This window comes from Myxococcus stipitatus DSM 14675 (assembly GCF_000331735.1).
Lineage (GTDB): Bacteria > Myxococcota > Myxococcia > Myxococcales > Myxococcaceae > Myxococcus > Myxococcus stipitatus.
In genome coordinates, this window is sequence record NC_020126.1 from 683,162 (window position 1) to 699,688 (window position 16,527).

Genomic DNA, 16,527 nt, shown 5'->3' on the forward strand with positions numbered 1-16,527 from the left:
GGCGACTTGAAAAGGAAGGTGTATCGGGCGCAGTCTGGCCCACTCCGGCCCCCGAGCTGGACCCCTTTCTCCTTCAAGGAAGCGCGATGCTTTCCGTCATCCTTGCCCTGCTGCTGTCGCAGACGCCGCCTGCCGCCAACCCGCGCCAGCAGGGCGTCCCCATCGGGAAGGGCAAGACGCTGCCCACCGTGAAGCTCAGTGCCCCCACCGGAGGCTGGACGGTGGACCGGATGCTGCTCGTCGAGGGCACCCTCAGCGACAACACCATCGACCCGGTGGTTGTCTCCATCAACGGCGACCGCTACCTGATGCGCACCTTCAACGGGCGCTTCAGCCGCAAGTTCCCCGCGGGCAGCGGCAAGAACATCGTCACGGTGATGGCCACCAACCAGGCCGGCACCGCGCGCGCGCAGGCCACCAGCTACGCGCAGATTCCGCCCGTCCCCTTCAAGGTCATCCTCACCAGCGACACGGACGGCGTGTACACGGACCTGCACGTCTACGAGCCCACCGACACGAGCGTGAAGGACTCCGCGCTGCAGATCTCCTCCATGGCGCACGTGTACTGGGCGGAGACGTCCAGCCCGTCGGGCGGCACGTTCTTCCTCAACTCGCAGGGCGGTGACTTCGACCAGCCCGCGTATGGCCCGTACCTCTACATCCACCGCGCGCCCCCCAAGGGCGTCTACCTGGTGGCGACCAACTACTGGCCCAGCGGCGACAAGGCCCACACCCTGGCCACGCTCAACCTCGCGCTCTTCGAGGGCACCCCGAACGAGGTCCGCCGCATGGTGCGCATCCCCCTGGCGACGCCGGGGACCACGCGTGTCCTCGCGTGGGTGAACGTGCTGGGAGACGGTCAGGCGGAGGTCTACGTGCCCTCGCAGGACCCGAAGCCCACGCGCGCGGGCTGGCCCAACAACCTGGACGCGGCCCTCAAGGAGCTCCAGTCCAACGGCGACGGCGGCGGCGAGTACTGACGCGCCTCGCACCGCTCGCGCCCGGGTCCCCACGCCATGCTCGCCGCCCTGTCCCTGCTCTTGCTCCTGGAGGCCACCGCCCCAGCCGCGCCCGCGCCGGAGTCGCGCGACGTGCTGCTGCGTCGGCAGGTGGCGCAGCTGGCGCTCGCGCAGGTGCGCAAGCAGGACGCCGCGTGGCATCCGGACCAGCGCGACTGCGCGGGCCTCATCCGCTTCGTGTTCCGGACCGCCTACAAGAACATCGCGCCGGAGCGTCTGGCTTCACCGCTGTGGCAGGACGCGCACGGCAAGCCCTCTGACTTCGCGGATGCGGAGTCGCTCCTGCAGCACAGCCTGGTGCCGTTGGGCCGGGACGAGGCCACGCGGGAGCGCGTGCGCACCGGAGACGTGCTGGCCTTCCGCCGGGAGCAGGACTCCGGCCCCATCTTCCATCTCATGCTGGTGGTTCGCCCGGAGGACCGGGCGCATGCACCCGCGCGTGTCGTCTATCACCCGGGGGAGAAGGGCGCCGCGGTGCGCACCGGGCTCCTCCACAACCTCGCCGACGAGGCGCCTCGAGAGTGGCGCCCGGTGCCCGCGAACAGCGCGTTCCTCGGCTTCTATCGTTTCAAGGAGTGGATGCCATGACATCTCCGTCGAGCCCTCCCCCGGGCCCGCCCCCCGCGGCGAGCCCCCCTCCCCAGCGAGGCGGTCCCAAGAAGGGGCTGCTCGTGGGCATCGTCGTCGCGGTGGTCGCCGTCATCGCCGTGGGCGCGTTCCTGCTCGGCCGTCGCTCGGGGTCGTCCGACTCCGGTGATGGCACGCACACGCCGCTGGTCGCGGGCGGCAAGTCCGAGGGCGAGGCGCAGGTGGAAGGTCTGCCCGAGCCGACCACGGCGGACATGACGGTGCCGGACAACGCCGCGCCGGAGGCCTTCTGGGTGGACGTGCTCCACCCCGCGAAGGTGCGCGACGCGATGGCGCGCAACACGTGGCTGCGCTCGCAGCTCTCGCAGCCGCTGGGCAAGGGCTTCGTGGGCGGCTGGGCCGCGTTCCTGGGCTCCACGGGCGAGGACCTGAAGGGCGGCTTCAACGGCGCCGTGTTGGACCTGCTCGTGGGCAAGCTGGGGAACGCGCCGTTCCGCGTGATGTGGTTCGCGGGTGATGCGCGCGCGAGCACGCCGGCGTTCATCGTGCCGGAGGCGAAGGAGTCGATGCTCACGGCCTTCAACGTGCTGGACGCGGTGGCCAGGCGCGGCACGTTGGTGGCGAAGACCTGCCCGGGGGGCTCGCCCCCGTCGGTGGCGGAGGGCTTCGAGGTGAAGCGCTGGCTGGTGGCGGAGCAGACGCTGTGGGCGGGCAAGTCGGCGGACCGCGTGGTGCTGGCGCGCCACCCCGTCGCGGTGCTCCAGGGCCTGTGCATGGAGTCGCCGAAGCTCGAGCCCGAGGACGGCGTGGACGTGGAGGTGGGGCTCTACGCGGACCTGCTCGGCCGCGAATCGCAGCTGTTGGGGCACGTGCTGGGGATGGGGCCGCTCACGCGCCTGCAGTTCGGCGTGGAGGGGGACCGGCTGGTGGGCAAGGGCATCGCGGGGGAGCTGAAGGAAGGCGTCGCGCACCTGGACACCGCGCCGCTGTCCGACGACCTGCTCAAGCTGGTGCCGGAGGAGACGCCGGTGCTGTTCGCCGTGCAGCTGAAGCTGCCGGAGGTGCTGAACACCGAGACGCTGAAGGCGTTCTGGGAGTCGGGCGGCAAGGGCCCGACGCGCACGCGGCAGGTGGCGGTGGTGTGGACGCCGCGCGGGGACTCGGCGCTGCCGCAGGACGTGGCGCTGGTGTGGGGACGGCAGGAGGACGCGACGTCGCTCCAGGTCCTCTTCGCGGGGGGCTCGCGGCAGGTGGTGTCCGCGACGGTGTGCAAGCACGTGGTGCTGGCGTCGAGCGAGGCGGAGCTGTCCACGCTGCGCGCGGCGTGTGAAGGCAAGAAGCCCAGCCTGCTCAACGCGGCGGGGCCGGTGGTGGCGGGGCTGCGTGAGCCCGGCTCGGTGGTGGTGGGGGTGAATCTGGGGCGGATGCTCAGCGGCCTGACGATGGACGGTTACCTGTCCGAGGCCCGGGTGGGGCGCAACGCGCCGATGCCCAAGACGGTGCCCCCTGAAATCGAAGCGGCGCGGCGCGACCTGGAGTCGCTGCCGTACCTGGGCCTGCGCGGCACCGTGCGGGGCGATTCGTTGGTTCCTGGAGGTTTCGGGTCATGAGGACGGTAGCTCGACTCGCGGTACTGGCGGCGGTGGCGCTGTCCGGCATGGCCCTGGCCAAGCCGCTCTACATCACGGTGCCGCGCTCGTACGTCAGCGGTGAGCCGGTGGCGGTGGACGTGGCGTTCGAGGACAAGGGGCCGGTGGAGCTCCGCGTCCTCAAGCCCGACAACCTGGAGGCGTTCATCCGCGCGCAGGGCGACCTGCGCCGCGCGTACCAGACGCCGCCGACGATGAACAACCCGGGCCGCGCGCTCAGCCGGGGCGTCAACGCGGTGAACTCGCCGGGCAAGTGGCTGCTGGGCGCGCTCAACACCGGCTTCCGCGACACCGTGGGCGACGTGCTGCCGCAGGCGCCGAACCTGCCGGGCTCCAGCGAGCCGCTGGCCAAGGTGTCCGAGGGGCCGAAGAAGCTCGTCGGCGTGCCGGCGGGCTTCACCGTGGCGCGCAGCCAGTGGCTGAACCTGGACCTGGGCGGCGCCGAGCGCGACTTCAACGTGCCGGGCTTCGACACCGGTGGGGGCGGCTATGGCTTCCAGGAGCGCCGCGTGGTGCTCGCGCCGCTGCCCGCGGGCACGTACGTGCTCCAGTTGGTGCAGGGGTTGGTGGAGGGCCAGGTGGTGCTGGTCGTCAGTGACCTGACGGTGCAGCTGAAGCAGACGGACGGCGAGGTGCTGGTGCGCGTGGCGGGCCGGGACCAGAAGCCCGCCGTCGGCGCGCAGGTGCAGGTGTACCTGCCCAAGGGCAAGGGCCCCGCGGGGACGACGGACAACAAGGGCGAGGTGCGCCTGTCCGTGACGGAGCCGCGCATCATCGCCACCGCGTCGGTGGGCGGTGACACGGCCATCGTCGACACGGACTTCTACTCCACGCTGGCGGTGGCGCCGGACGTGTTCATCTACAGCGACCGGCCCATCTACAAGCCGGGCCACGAGGTGAAGTTCCGCGGCGTGCTGCGCCAGCCGGACACGTACCTGGCGCGCCTGTTCACGCCGAAGAAGCGCGACGTGACGGTGAAGCTCATCTCGCAGGAGGGCCGGGCCCTCACCACGCGCGTGGCGGTGGATGAGTTCGGCGCGTTCCACGGCACGCTCAAGGTGCCGGAGGACCTGGGCACGGGCGTGATGCGCGTGGAGGCGGAGCTGGACGGACAGCCGCACCAGGGCGAGGCGCGCGTGCAGGACTACGTGAAGCCCACGTTCTACCTGGAGGCGGAGCCCGAGTCGGAGACGGTGGTCCCCGGCCAGAGTCTGCGCGTGACGGTGCGCGCGCGCCGCTACGCGGGCGGCGTGCCCGCGGGCGCGAAGTACGAGGTGTTCCTCTACCGCACGCTGCTGGATGCGCCCGCGTGGGTGGATGACTCCGGCAAGGGTGGGCAGGGCAGCGACGTGACATACGGCACGCAGTCCACCAACGAGGGCAAGCTGAGCGTGCCCGAGCGCCTGTACTCCTCCGTCTCCGAGCGCGGCGCCGCCGAGGACCCGTGGGCCTCCGCCTCCGCGTTCGACGCGAGCGGCGAGGCGAAGATCGAGGTCGCGGTGCCGGAGCTGAAGGCCGGTGAGGACCGGCTGCCGTACCGCTACTCGCTCACCGTGCGCGCGCGGGATGACCAGGAGACGTTCGCCAACTCCACCTCCGCCTTCTTCCTGTCGAAGGTGGAGGTGCTGGGCCTGGCGCGCTACTCCGACGCGGTGGTGGCGAAGGGCGGCGAGGCGACGCTGGCCGTGCGCGCGACGACGCTGTCGGGCAAGGCCTACGGCGTCACGCAGGGCGAGGTGGAGTTCGTGCTGCGCCGCGCGGATGGCTCGGAGAAGAGCCTGGGCAAGCGCTCGTTCACGACGGCGGCGGACGGGACGCACCGCGAGAAGGTGCCGACGGCGGACGTGGGCGCGGTGCTCGCGCGCGTCACCGTGAAGGACAAGCGCGGCGAGACGTGGCAGGGCGAGGAGTCGCTGCTGGTGATTGGCGGGGAGGACGAGCCGGTGGCGCAGGTGCCGAACCTCACGCTGGCCTCGCTGTCGGGCACGCTGGAGCCGGGCGACACGGCGCGGCTGGTGGCGCTGATGCCGGACGGCTGGGGCTCCGGGGGCCGCGACACGGGCCCGGTGTGGGTGACGCTGTCGGGCGGGCGCCTGCATGACACGCAGATGGTGGAGCTGAAGGGCCGCACGCTGGTGCACAGCTTCAGCGTGGAGAAGCGCTTCGGCGGAGCGGTGTACGCGTCCGTCGCGTACCCCACGGCCACGGGCCGGTGGGAGGAGCGCACGGTGTCCTTCCGCGTGATTCCGCGCGAGCGCACCCTCACGGTGGAGCTGCAGCCCGTCCGCGCGGAGGCCACGCCGCTCACCGAGCAGAGCATCGACGTGCGCGTCACGGACCACGAGGGCAAGGGCGTGGTGGCCCAGCTCTCCGTGGGCGTGGTGGACAAGGCCGTCTACGCCATCCAGGCGGAGTTCCGTCCCAAGGTGCTGGACTTCTTCTACCCGCCCGCGCGCAACAACGTGTCCAACTTCTACTCGGCGGAGTTCCAGGGCTACGGCTATGGCGAGGCGCTGGCGCGGAAGATGGCGGGCCTGCCGGACCATGCGTTCGCGTCCATCAAGCCGCCCAGCCGTCAGACGAAGGACCTGGAGAAGGACACCGCGCACTGGGACCCGACGGTGGTGACGGACCGCGATGGCCGCGCCACGGTGCGCTTCACGCTGCCGTCCAACCAGACGCTGTGGGTGGTGACGGCGGTGGCGGCGGACACGTCCGGCCGCTTCGGCGAGGGCACGTCCGAGTTCGCCACGCGCGGCGGGCTGAACCTGTACGCGGCGCTGCCGCAGTTCCTGCGCGAGGGCGACGAGGCGCTGGCCTCCGTCCGCTTGTCCGCGGGGGAGAAGTCGCCCGCCAGCCAGGTGCTGAACGTGAAGCTCGCGTCCCTGGGCGCGCTGAAGGCGGACCAGTCGCAGCACAAGGTGGAGCTGGCGAAGGGCGGCGAGCAGGTGGTGCCGCTGACCTTGAAGGCCACGGCGACGGGCTCCGCGCAGCTGGCGGTGGACGTGTCGGGCGGCAAGGACCCGCTGAAGGACCGCAAGCTGTTCCAGGTGGAGCCCGCGGCGGTGGAGGACTTCGTCAAGGTGAGCGCCTGGGGCGGTGGCGCGCTGGAGGTGCCCGCGGCGAAGGAGGCGACGCTGACGAGCGTGGAGCTGGTGCTCCAGCCGTCCATCGTCGACGCGTCCCTGTCCAACGTGCGCGAGCTGCTCACGTACCCGTACGGCTGCCTGGAGCAGCTCGTGTCGACGACGGTGCCCAACGTGGCCGTGTACCAGGTGCTCCAGAAGGGCGACGCGCTGGCGAAGCTGGACCCGGACACGCAGGCGCTGCTGGAGGAGGCGCGCAGCCGCTCGGTGCAGGGCACGGCGCGCATCCTCAACCTGTCGGTGAAGGGCGGTGGCTTCACCTGGTTCGGTGGCTACAGCACGCCCAGCCTGCCCTTGACGCTCATCGCGTTGGACGGCCTGGCGTACGCGTCCGAGGCGGGGCTGGTGGACCGCGCGGACCCGCGCATCGTGGAGAGTGCGCGGTGGCTGGAGGCGCAGGACGGCCTGCCGCCCGAGTACGAGGCGACGCGGGCGTACGTGCTGGCGCGCCTGGAAGGGCCGAAGCAGGCGGCGCGCGTGCGTGCGCTGGTGGAGGCGTCCGAGTCGGGAGACCTGTACCCGCTGGCGCTGGCGGTGCTCGCGGCGGAGAAGGCGGGCATCATCAAGGAGCCCGCGCTGCAGGCGCGCATCAACGCGCTGGTGAAGAAGAGCTCCGAGGGCTTCACCACGCTGGCCGCGTACCGTCCGGGCCAGGAGATGGAGATGTCGGAGGCGTTCTTCCACTTCCCGCTGCGGCGCGTGGGCATGACCGCGATTGCGGCGCATGCGGCCTCGTTCGGCTCGCTGGACATCACCCGCGCGCGCAAGCGCATCCTGGAGCTCCTGTCGGAGCCGGGCCTGTCCACGTTCGACCGGAGCACGGCGCTCTTGCACTCGCTGTGGCTGCTCGAGCGCGACGTGAAGGCGTTCAAGGGCATGACGCCGCCCGAGGTGAAGGGTGTGAAGGGCGACGTGAAGTTCGCGCCTCGCGGCATGGGCCTCGTCGCGATGCTGGCGCCGGGGACGCGCACGGTGGACGTGGGCGGCTTCGACGGCGTGGCGACGCTCCAGGCCACCGCGCGAGTTCCGGTGGCGGCGGCGGGCGTCCAGGCCGAGGGCATGTCCTTGCAGCGCGCCTACTACGTGCTGCGTGAGGGCGGGAAGGTGAAGCTGGGCGCGGGGGACACGGTGTCCCAGGGCGAGGAGGTCTACGTGGAGCTGACGATGGACGCGCGCGGCGGCAACTCCGTGCGGTCGGCGTACTACGTGGTGGAGGACTCGGTGCCCGCGGGCTTCGTGGCGCTCCAGGAGGACAAGGTGTTCCGCGGTCCGCCGCACTCGCTGCCGCTGGCGCCCGAGGCGCTGAAGCGTCGGGTGCTGGACCCGGAGCGGGCCACGTTCTTCTTCGAGGAGCCCGCGCCGTGGAGCGACAGCCCGCGCACGGTGGGCTACGTGCTGCGCGCGCAGTTCCCGGGCACGTTCTCCGCGCCTCCCGCGCGCATCGAGGACATGTATGCCGCGAGCATCCATGGCCGCACGGCGGGGGACTCGCTGAAGGTCGTCCCGTCGAAGAAGGGCACGGGAGACCTGTAGCGCATGGGGTGGGCCTCCATGGTGGCCGTGCTGCTGGCGGCCACCCCCACCTTCGTCACGCGAGGGGACGTGACGCCCGAGCCGGACCTTCGCCGCGAGGCGGAAGCCGGCTGGGCGGCACTGGAGGCGGTGTACGTGGCGGAGGCGGGTGGAGCGCCGGCGAAGGCCCCGGCCTCCATCGTCCTCCAGAAGGGCGCGGCCCTGACGCCCGAGCGCAACGCGCAGGGCCGTCCGGGCTTCGTCGAGCTGAGGCAGAACACGCCCGGCGTGCTGGATGAGCGGCTGCGCGTGGCGCTGCGGCACGAGCTGGCGCATCAGCTCCTGTGGTGGGCCTGTCCCCAGTCGAGCGAGGACCGGCTGTTCCATGAAGCCTTCGCGGTGGCACTGAGCGGTGAATTGCCCGCGTGGCGCGAGGGGGCCTATCAATCCCTCTCACGCGCGGCGGCGGAGCTGGCGGCGGCGCCCGCGGTGGACTCGACGCGGGCGCGGCGGGCACTGGCGCGGCTGCTCAGTGAGTCGGTGGGGTTTCCCAAGGCGCTGTCTCGCCGTTTGCGTCAGTGTCACGACGGCGCGCGGTGGGTGGTGCCGCTGTCCATCGACGAGCTGGCGGACGTGCAGGTGCGCGCGGCGGGGCCGGCCACGGTGGTGGTGAGCAGGCACTCGGGAGAGGTGCTGGTGTCGGAGGGCGACGTGCGGCGCGCGCTGCCGTATGGCTCGGTGTTGAAGCCCTTCGTGTACGCGGCGGGCGTGGGGCACCCGGTGCTCCCTCCGCGCGCGGAGGTGCAGGAGTGGGCGTGCGGGCCGGACCTGCCGAAGCGGGTGGATGCGCGCACGGCGATGCTGCGCTCGTGCAACGGGTACTTCCTGGACTGGGAGGCGAGTGGCTCGGCGCCTCGAGGCTTCGGTGCGTGGGAGCCCGTGTTGTCGGCGCTGGGGCTGACGGGGAAGCCCGCGGACATGGCGGACGTGGTGGGGCTGCGCTCCACGCTGGCGCTGTCACCGTGGGGGATGGCGCAGGCGTATCGGCTGCTGGCGGAGGCTCGGCCGGATGTGCTCGCGCTGCTGGCGGACAACGCGGCGCGGGGCACGCTGGCGGAGCTGCCCGCGTCGAAGGCGCTCTCGGGCGTGTCGACGAAGACGGGCACGGTGCGGGACGCGGCGAGCCGGCCCCAGTACGGCTGGATTGCGGCGGTGGATGCGGACTTGATTGTGGTGGCGGTGCGCCCCGGGAAGATGCCGCGCCAGTTCGCGGAGGAGATTCCGGAGGCCCTCGCCCGCGCGCGCAAGCAGGCGGGGCTGGAGGCCGCGCGGGTGCAGGTGCTGGGGCTCGTGTCCTCGCGCGAGGTGGAGGCGCGGTGCTCGGGCGTGGGCTTCGCGGTGGAGGAGGGGATGCCGAAGGCGGCGCCCGTGGAGTGGGCTCGGCTGGAGGGGCTCACGGCGCGCGGCGCGGCGGTGTGTCTGGGCGCGCCCTGGCGGCTTCGGTTCCCGAAGGGACCGGAGGAGGGGCGGGACTACGCGGGGGTCTTCTCGTGGTCCCCCGCGCCCCCGTACCGGCCACCTCCGGGCGTGCCCACGTCGAGCAGCGCGATGAAGGCGCGGCGGGGCTCGGACTTCGTGTTCCGCACCACGCGCCTGCAATACACGGCGGGCGTGGTGGCGGCGGAGGACGTGACGCTGAAGGGCGAGGCGCGTCTGGCGTTGGCGCGAGTGGTGGCGCACAACGAGCGGCACAGCCGTCACCCGGGGCGCGCCGTCTGCGACACGACGCACTGTCAGGCCTTCCGAGGCACGGTGCGCGTGCAGCGCGACGACGCGAAGGCGCTGGGACTGCCCGCGCTGAAGTGGAAGGAGTGGCTGTTGTTCTCGCAGGGAGGACAGGAGCCCTGGAAGGAGGAGCGGACCCGAGGCGAGGTCGAGCGGATTCTCGGCAAGGGGCTGGTGTCCCTGCGCTTCGAGGCGGGGCGGGTGCAATACCTGCTCACCGAGCGCGATGGCTCGGCGACGTACGAGGAGGGGCGCTCGCTGCCGTGTGAGCTGTTGCGCTCGGGCTTGAAGCTGGCGTCGTGTCCTCGGACGGCCTCGTTCAACGGTGGGGTGCTCGTCTTCGAGGGACGCGGGCGCGGCCATGGAGAGGGCTTGGACGTCGAGGCGGCGAAGGCCAGCGGGCTTCGCAGCGATGCGATTCTCGAGGGCGCGTATGGACGGGGGCGGCCGGAGCCTCGCGACGGGGATGTAGAGTAGGGCGCACGGAGGTTCGACGGATGGCGGATGTGGGGACGTTGGATTCGATGGGTCGCGAGGTGTCCTACGAGGAGCTCGCGGAGCGCCTGCGTGGACATGACCTGCTGGCCTGGTTGATGGACAACCGCACGTTGGTCAGCACGGAGCCCCAGCCTCGGCTCATCGAGGGGAGCGTCGAGGTGACGCATGACCTGGAGACGGGGGATGGGCCCTGGCTGCTGGTCATCCTCGGTGACCTGGTGACGACGGGAGACCTCCGCTTCGGGACGGATGACTACGCCACCAGCTCGCTGCTCGTGACGGGGAGTCTGCGCGCGCGCAATGTCGAGTATGGCGGCAGCGCCCGCGTGGCGGTGGACCAGGATGTGGTGGTGTCTGGAGTCATCGTCGGCTCGAACGGCGATTCGGAGGCGAACCTCGGCACGAGTGGAACGCTGACCGCGCGAGCGGTGCTGCTGGATTCACACACGTCCATCTGGGCGAAGGCGGGCAGCCCCCGCTCCGTCCCCGAAGGCTTCCGCACGCTCATCGTGGGCGGCAAGGGCTGGCGGGAGTTCACGCCGGACGTCGACGTCGGGGACATCGAGCTCCACGAAGCGACGTTCATCCCCGAGGTCCTCCACCGAGGAATGCTGGACACCGACAAGGCGCTGGCGCACGCACGGACGGGGGCCAGCCCCTTCCTCCCCGACGTCGAGCGGCGACTGCGGGAGAAGCGCGGCCTCTGACGTCAGGCCGCGGACTGGACGCTGGAGGGCTTGGGGAACGTGAGCGTCGCGCGCGTTCCCTGCTCGGCGGCGTGGTGGAAGGACAGCGTTCCTCCGTGCGCTTCGACGATGCGGCGCACCAGCGTGAGCCCGAGCCCCAGTCCCCCTGTCTCACGCGCGCGGCTGCGGTCGGTCCGGAAGAAGGGCGTGGAGAGCTGGGCCAGGTCCGTGGCGCTGATGCCGATGCCTCGGTCCTCGACCTCCAGCCTCACGGAGTCCGCATCCACCAGGGCCCGGAGCGTCACGGGACTGCCGGGCTCCGAGTACTTGCGCGCGTTGTCGAGCAGGTTGTGGAGCGCGCGTCGCACGAGCACCGCGTCGGCGTCGAGCGAGGGCAGGTCCTCCGGTATCTCCAACTGGAGCGGGCACTCGGGCGCGCCGCGCTGGAAGCGCTCGGCGGTGTCGTTCAGGAAGCCGTGGAGCGGGAGGGCGGCTCGCTGAACACGAGGGCCCGGCTGACCCGCCTGGTTCACCTCCAGGTCCAGCCGCGCCATCTGCATCACCCCATCCACGAGCTGCTGGAGCTCGCCGATGTCCCGCCGCAGCTCGGGCAGTCGCTTCGCCAGCTCATCGGGGTTCCCATCCTCGACCAGGTCCAGCGTCACACCGAGCCGGGCCAGGGGCGTGCGCAGCTCGTGAGAGACATTGGCGAGCAGCTCCTTCTGGCCTCGGATGAGGCCCTCCATCCTGGCGGCCATCTCGTCGAAGGAGCGCCCCAGCGTCGCCACTTCACTGCGGCCCTGGAGGCCGGTGCGCGCGGACAGGCGGCCCTGGCCGAACTCCTCCACCACCGACGTCAGTCGCTCCAAGGGGGAGGCAATCAGCCGCGCGGCGGGCAGCGCGACCACCGCCATCACGAACAGCGCGAGCGCCAGCAGGCCCCCCATCAGTGAATAGTAATTGCGTGGCGTCTCGGAGATGTAGAGCAGGTAGCCCACCACGTGGTTGTCGTTCCAGGAGGGCACGAGCATGGCGGTGCCCCCCGGCCGCTTGAACCAGAACCGCCCTCCCCGAAACTGCCCCATCTCCTTCTCGTCCAGGGGTTCGAGGGGCGGTTGCGCGGAGGAGACCTTCACCTTGCCCTCCATGTCATACAGCGTGGCGATGGCCCCGTTCTCCTTCTTGAGGTCGTCCAATACGGGGCCGAGCTTCGGGTCTCCCGTGAGGGCCAGTGTCTGAAGCCGCTTGTAGTTCTCCGAGACGATGGCCTCCCCGGGGGTCTCCCCCATCACCTTGTCGGAGAGGATCAAGGCGGAGACCAGGCCCACCAGCATCACCAGGCCGTAGAGGTAGATGCGCCAGAACATCCGGCGCGGGTGGAACCACTGGAGCGGCTTCATGTCTCGTCCCCTCGCTCCAGCACGTAGCCCACGCCGCGCACCGTCTTGAGCAGCCGTGGGTTGCGCGCGTCGTCCCCCAGCTTCTGGCGCAGCCGCGACACGTGCACGTCGATGGCGCGGTCCACGGGGCCGTCCACGCCCCCGTGCTTCGCCAGCTCCAGGAGTTGCTCGCGCGAGAGCACCCGTCCGGCGCGCTCCGCCAGTCCCAGCAGCAACGCGAACTCATGCTGGGTCAACGGCAGGGCCTGTCCCTTGAGCGTGGCCTTCATGGCCGCGCGGTCCAGCGTGAGCTCTCCCACGCGCAGCACCTCCCGCGAAGGGCCCAGGTGTCCCCGGCTGCGGCGCACCAGCGCCTGGATGCGCGCCAGCAGCTCGCGCGAGGAGAAGGGCTTGGCCAGGTAGTCATCCGCGCCCAGCTCCAGGCCCATCACCCGGTCCGCCTCCTCGCCCCGCGCGGTGAGCATCAGGATGGGTACCGCCGAGCGCGCGCGCAGCTCCCTGCACACGGTGAGCCCGTCCTTCCGAGGCAGCATGATGTCGATGAGGATGGCGTCGAACGAGCGCCGCGAGGCCTCCTGCAAGCCCAGCTCGCCGTCGCGCGCGACACAGGTCCGCACGCCGAAGCGCTCCAGGTACTCGGCGGTGAGCCGCGCGAGGTGGCTGTCGTCCTCGATGAGGAGCACGTCGATGGGGGGCGAGTTCATCGTGCCTGCAGCCTAGCGTGGGGACGCGGAGCCTTGGGGCTGCGTGGCGCTGCCCACGGTGGGCGGCCCCACATGCACCAGCTCCTTCACGCGAAGAGGGAAGGCCCCGAAGGAGTCCGCGGGGTCGGGGTCGCCCTTCGCGTCCTCGGGGTAACTGTACATGCGCACCGCGACCAGCTGGTGCTCGGGAAGGACGACCAGGAACTGTCCCAGCCAGCCATTGGCGTTGGCTCCGACGAGGGGGCCCATCTCCGTCTGCCTCCACTTCTGGTTCCGGCCCATGACTTCCTTCTGGAGCTCGGGAAGGGGGACCCCCAGCGCATCGAAGTAGCTGTCCTCGTCCTGGAAGTCGCGGCCGAGCAGCGCCGTCGCCGCCTGGATGATGGGCTGTGGGACGCCCGCCTGCTTCCAGGCGGACAGCAGCACCTCATCCACGAAGCTCCGGCGCCACGCGGGCTCGGGCCACCACAGGAGGCCCGTCGCGCTGGCGGGGCCTTCACCTGGGGCCAGCATCCGCTTGACCCACTCCTGGGGCAGGAGCTGGCGGAGCTGCCACAGGCCCCCGTTCACCAGGAGCTGGCCCAGCTTCGCCAGGTCTCGCGGCCGGATTTGCAGGCCCGACATGGCGTGGGGATTGCCCGCCCTGTCCAGGTCCCAGCGATAGTCGGTGATGCCCATGGGGCGGAAGAGCGCGTCGCCGAGGTAGCGGTCCAGGCGCTTGCCGGACGCCTTCTCGACGATGGCCGCCAGCAGGTTGACCGCCTTGTTGTTGTACTGGATTTGAGTGCCGGGGGCGTGGGCCATCTCCGAGGCCAGCGCGAGCTTCACGAAGTCCGGGCTCGCGTAGATCTCCCTCGTGCCCTCCCCGACGTCGATGCCCGAGGAGTGGTTGAGCAGGTGGCGCAGGGTGATGTCCTTCTTGCGGCCCTGATTCCACTCGGGGAAGTACTGGTGCACCGGCACGTCCAGCGAGGGAATCTTCCCGTCCGCGACCAGCTTCACCACGGCCATGCCCACCACGGACTTGGTGACGGACATCGCCTCGATGCGGGTGGGGGCCTGGCGGAAGCTCCACTCCCCGATGAGCTTGCCGTTCTTCAGGATGACGACCGCGCTGGAGTGCGTGACCTGGGCCTCCGCGAGCAGCCGCTCCAGGGCCTTCGGGTCGATGCCCTCCGCCTCGGGGGACTCGGCGCGCGGCAGGTCCTGGGCCGGCGCGGCGAGGGCCGGGCTTGCTCCGAAGAGCAGCATGCCCGCGGCGAGCAAGGAGAGGACGGCTCGAGCGACTCCGCTTCGGTGACGACGGCACGTGGACATCGGACCCCCCAGGGCTTCGGGTAGATGGGATGCTCGTACTCAACGCCCGTCATGTCGCGGCGGTATGTGCGGGATGTAAACGATTGTAACGGCCGCGCGGACCTCCCCCAAAGACAACGCCGGAGCCTCCTGGTGGAGACTCCGGCGCCATCCCAGCCGTCAAGCTGTCGGGGGAAGACTAGCGGTAGGTCGCGGTGAGGCTGTCCGCGCGGTCAATCTGACCCGCGGTGAGCGAGTTCATGCAGGAGTCGTCCGTGTAATCCATGAAGTTGTTGATGGGGTCCGCGCCGCCGCCCGCGCACGTGTCGCGGCCCGCGGGGCAGCCGTAGGCGGGAGAGGCCTCGGCCGGGGTGTCGCTGACGGAGTCGCCCGCGCCGGTGCAGCCGCCCTGGAACGTGTGGTACAGGCCCAGCCAGTGGCCGACCTCGTGCGTGCCCGTGTCACCCTCGTTGTAGGGCGCCGCGGAGCCGCCGGGGACGCTGCTGTAGAGGAGGACCACGCCGTCCTGCAGGGGGGCGCTGGTGTAGCTGGAGGGGAACGTCGCCCAGCCCAGCAGGCCGCCGCTCAGGTTGGCGGAGTAGATGTTGAGGCTCTCGGGGCCGCCCTTGCGCAGCGCCTTCTTCATGGCGCGCTCGTTGGCGCTGCCGCTCTTCAGCGCGAACCACTTGGAGTTGTTCGTGCGCGTCGTGCCCTGGAGCACGAACCGGAACGGGGTGTTGGCGTAGGCCGCGTTCAGCACGTTCATCTGCGCGGTGATCTGCGACTCGGGGATGTCACCGTTCGCGATGCCCGTGCCCTTGTTGATGACGTGGAAGTAGGTCGGCACCGTCACGGAGCCCACCGCGCGCATCTCCATCTTGCGGCTCTTCACGAAGGCGTCGATGGACGCGCGCTCCTCGGCGGAGGGCTCGATGGTCGCACAGCCGCGCAGGCCCGCCGTCTGCTCCCCGATGGGGTCCGCGGGAGCCGGCGTCTCCGCGGCGCTGTCGCCCTGACATGCGGTGAGGCTGAACAGCGCACCAGCAACCACGGCCAGACGACTCGCTCGCTTCGCGACGATGCCAATCATTGCCAACTCCAGGGAAGAGGGTGAAACAACGAATAGCCGAGCGAAGCAGTGCGAGTCAATGGTGCCATGAGACAATTTGTCTTGATTCTCCGTATGACTGGCGCCGCACAGCGGGACAAATGAGACATGCGTGCTCCAGTCATGAGGGGGTGAATGTAAAATGTCTTTCATTGTGGCCGATGGCTGACTTGCGGGGTCAGGGGTGTCCGCCGCCTCACGGGAGGGGGTGCCGTGGGGGGCGGGCGTCCGAGCGAGCGGCGATTGCCGGGCTCCGGGGGGTGAACCACTTTGCGTCATTCCCTGTCGACGAGGAGGACTGCACATGGCTCGAAAGATTCGTGGTGGTGGAGTGGCGGCCCTGGCGGCGACGCTGGCGTTTGGGGCCATGACGGCCGCGCTCGCGGAGGATGCGGACAAGAAGGTGAAGAAGGAGCAGAAGGCGGTCGGCGAGGCGGCGGCGGAGCGCACGCTGTACGTGGGCAAGCTGGTGCTCTTCGACGCCAAGCAGGTGGCCCTGGGCAACCTGGCGCTGGAGAAGTCGCAGAACCCGGAGGTGCGCGCGTTCGCCCAGAAGCTGGTGGATGAGCGCCGGCAGCACATGTCCGACCTGCGGACGTGGGCGGACGACAAGTCCATCGAGGTCGCGAACATCGACCTGAGCGGCCCGAGCTCCGCGACGGGGGGCTCCGGGTCCGCGCCCCCCGCGATGCAGGAGGGCTTCGACAAGAAGATGGAGGGCGTCGACGAGCGCCTGAACAAGGCCATCACCGAGGCCGAGAAGGACCTGGACAAGCTCCGGGAGAAGGACGGCAAGGACTTCGACAAGGCGTTCCTCTCGCGCGTCGCGGATGACGGCAAGAAGGGGCAGGACCTGGTGAAGGACGGGCAGAAGAAGTACAGCTCGGATGCCGCCTTCATCGCCCTGCTCAGCAAGACGCGCCAGGGCATCGAGCGCGAGGAGACGCAGGCGAAGGACCTGGAGAAGCTCATGCGCTGACGGCGCATCGACGCCCAGGACGGCGCGGCGCGGTGACGTCCGGTCACCGCGCCGTTGTCGCGTCCATGCGTCGGGTGGAGGACACCGGAGGGTCGCGGGCCCGCGTCTGGAGACGGGTTGACGCCGTGCGAGGCGATACCTATCCCGAGGCATGGCA

General features: G+C 70.7%; 11 protein-coding genes. 7 read left to right on the forward strand and 4 right to left on the reverse strand.

All coding sequences use genetic code 11. From position 1 onward, the window contains the following. Positions 1-86: 86 nt before the first annotated feature. From MYSTI_RS02815 to MYSTI_RS02840, 6 genes are read left to right on the forward strand one after another with little or no spacing between them, the layout of a single operon-like run. Positions 87-980, forward strand: a complete 894-nt coding sequence (locus tag MYSTI_RS02815) for a DUF2135 domain-containing protein (RefSeq protein WP_015346180.1) — start codon at positions 87-89, stop codon at positions 978-980. A gap of 36 nt (positions 981-1,016) precedes the next feature. Next, entirely contained in the window at positions 1,017-1,607 is a 591-nt protein-coding gene (locus tag MYSTI_RS02820; protein ID WP_015346181.1) for a DUF1175 family protein, read from the forward strand. Continuing rightward, positions 1,604-3,217 carry a hypothetical protein gene (locus MYSTI_RS02825; RefSeq protein WP_015346182.1) on the forward strand — a complete coding sequence of 538 codons (1,614 nt, stop codon included), beginning with the start codon at positions 1,604-1,606 and terminating at the stop codon, positions 3,215-3,217. The genes MYSTI_RS02820 and MYSTI_RS02825 overlap by 4 nt, the downstream gene beginning before the upstream one ends. Continuing rightward, on the forward strand, positions 3,214-7,935 hold the full coding sequence (locus tag MYSTI_RS02830) for an alpha-2-macroglobulin family protein (RefSeq protein WP_015346183.1): 4,722 nt from the start codon (positions 3,214-3,216) through the stop codon (positions 7,933-7,935). Before MYSTI_RS02825 ends, MYSTI_RS02830 begins: the two co-directional genes overlap by 4 nt. A gap of 3 nt (positions 7,936-7,938) precedes the next feature. Further along, positions 7,939-10,176 carry a SpoIID/LytB domain-containing protein gene (locus tag MYSTI_RS02835; RefSeq protein WP_015346184.1) on the forward strand — a complete coding sequence of 746 codons (2,238 nt, stop codon included), beginning with the start codon at positions 7,939-7,941 and terminating at the stop codon, positions 10,174-10,176. Positions 10,177-10,196: 20 nt separating this feature from the next. After that, on the forward strand, positions 10,197-10,904 hold the full coding sequence (locus tag MYSTI_RS02840; RefSeq protein ID WP_015346185.1) for a hypothetical protein: 708 nt from the start codon (positions 10,197-10,199) through the stop codon (positions 10,902-10,904). A 2-nt stretch (positions 10,905-10,906) separates the two neighbouring features. On the opposite strand, the gene MYSTI_RS02845 is transcribed toward MYSTI_RS02840, so the two are convergent. From MYSTI_RS02845 to MYSTI_RS02860, 4 genes are all read right to left on the reverse strand, one after another. Continuing rightward, positions 10,907-12,283, reverse strand: coding sequence for a HAMP domain-containing sensor histidine kinase (locus MYSTI_RS02845; RefSeq protein WP_015346186.1), 1,377 nt, complete (start codon positions 12,281-12,283; stop codon positions 10,907-10,909). Beyond that, positions 12,280-12,987 (reverse strand): response regulator transcription factor, encoded by a 708-nt coding sequence (locus tag MYSTI_RS02850; protein WP_015346187.1) that lies wholly within the window; start codon positions 12,985-12,987, stop codon positions 12,280-12,282. Before MYSTI_RS02850 ends, MYSTI_RS02845 begins: the two co-directional genes overlap by 4 nt. Before the next feature lie 12 nt (positions 12,988-12,999). Next, complete coding sequence (locus MYSTI_RS02855) at positions 13,000-14,253, reverse strand: serine hydrolase domain-containing protein (RefSeq protein ID WP_052350879.1); 1,254 nt, start codon at positions 14,251-14,253, stop codon at positions 13,000-13,002. Positions 14,254-14,482: 229 nt separating this feature from the next. Beyond that, positions 14,483-15,373 (reverse strand): zinc metalloprotease, encoded by an 891-nt coding sequence (locus MYSTI_RS02860; RefSeq protein ID WP_015346189.1) that lies wholly within the window; start codon positions 15,371-15,373, stop codon positions 14,483-14,485. Positions 15,374-15,695: 322 nt separating this feature from the next. Between MYSTI_RS02860 and MYSTI_RS02865 the strand changes: the two genes are divergently transcribed. Next, complete coding sequence (locus tag MYSTI_RS02865; protein ID WP_015346190.1) at positions 15,696-16,370, forward strand: DUF4142 domain-containing protein; 675 nt, start codon at positions 15,696-15,698, stop codon at positions 16,368-16,370. Positions 16,371-16,527 lie beyond the last annotated feature (157 nt).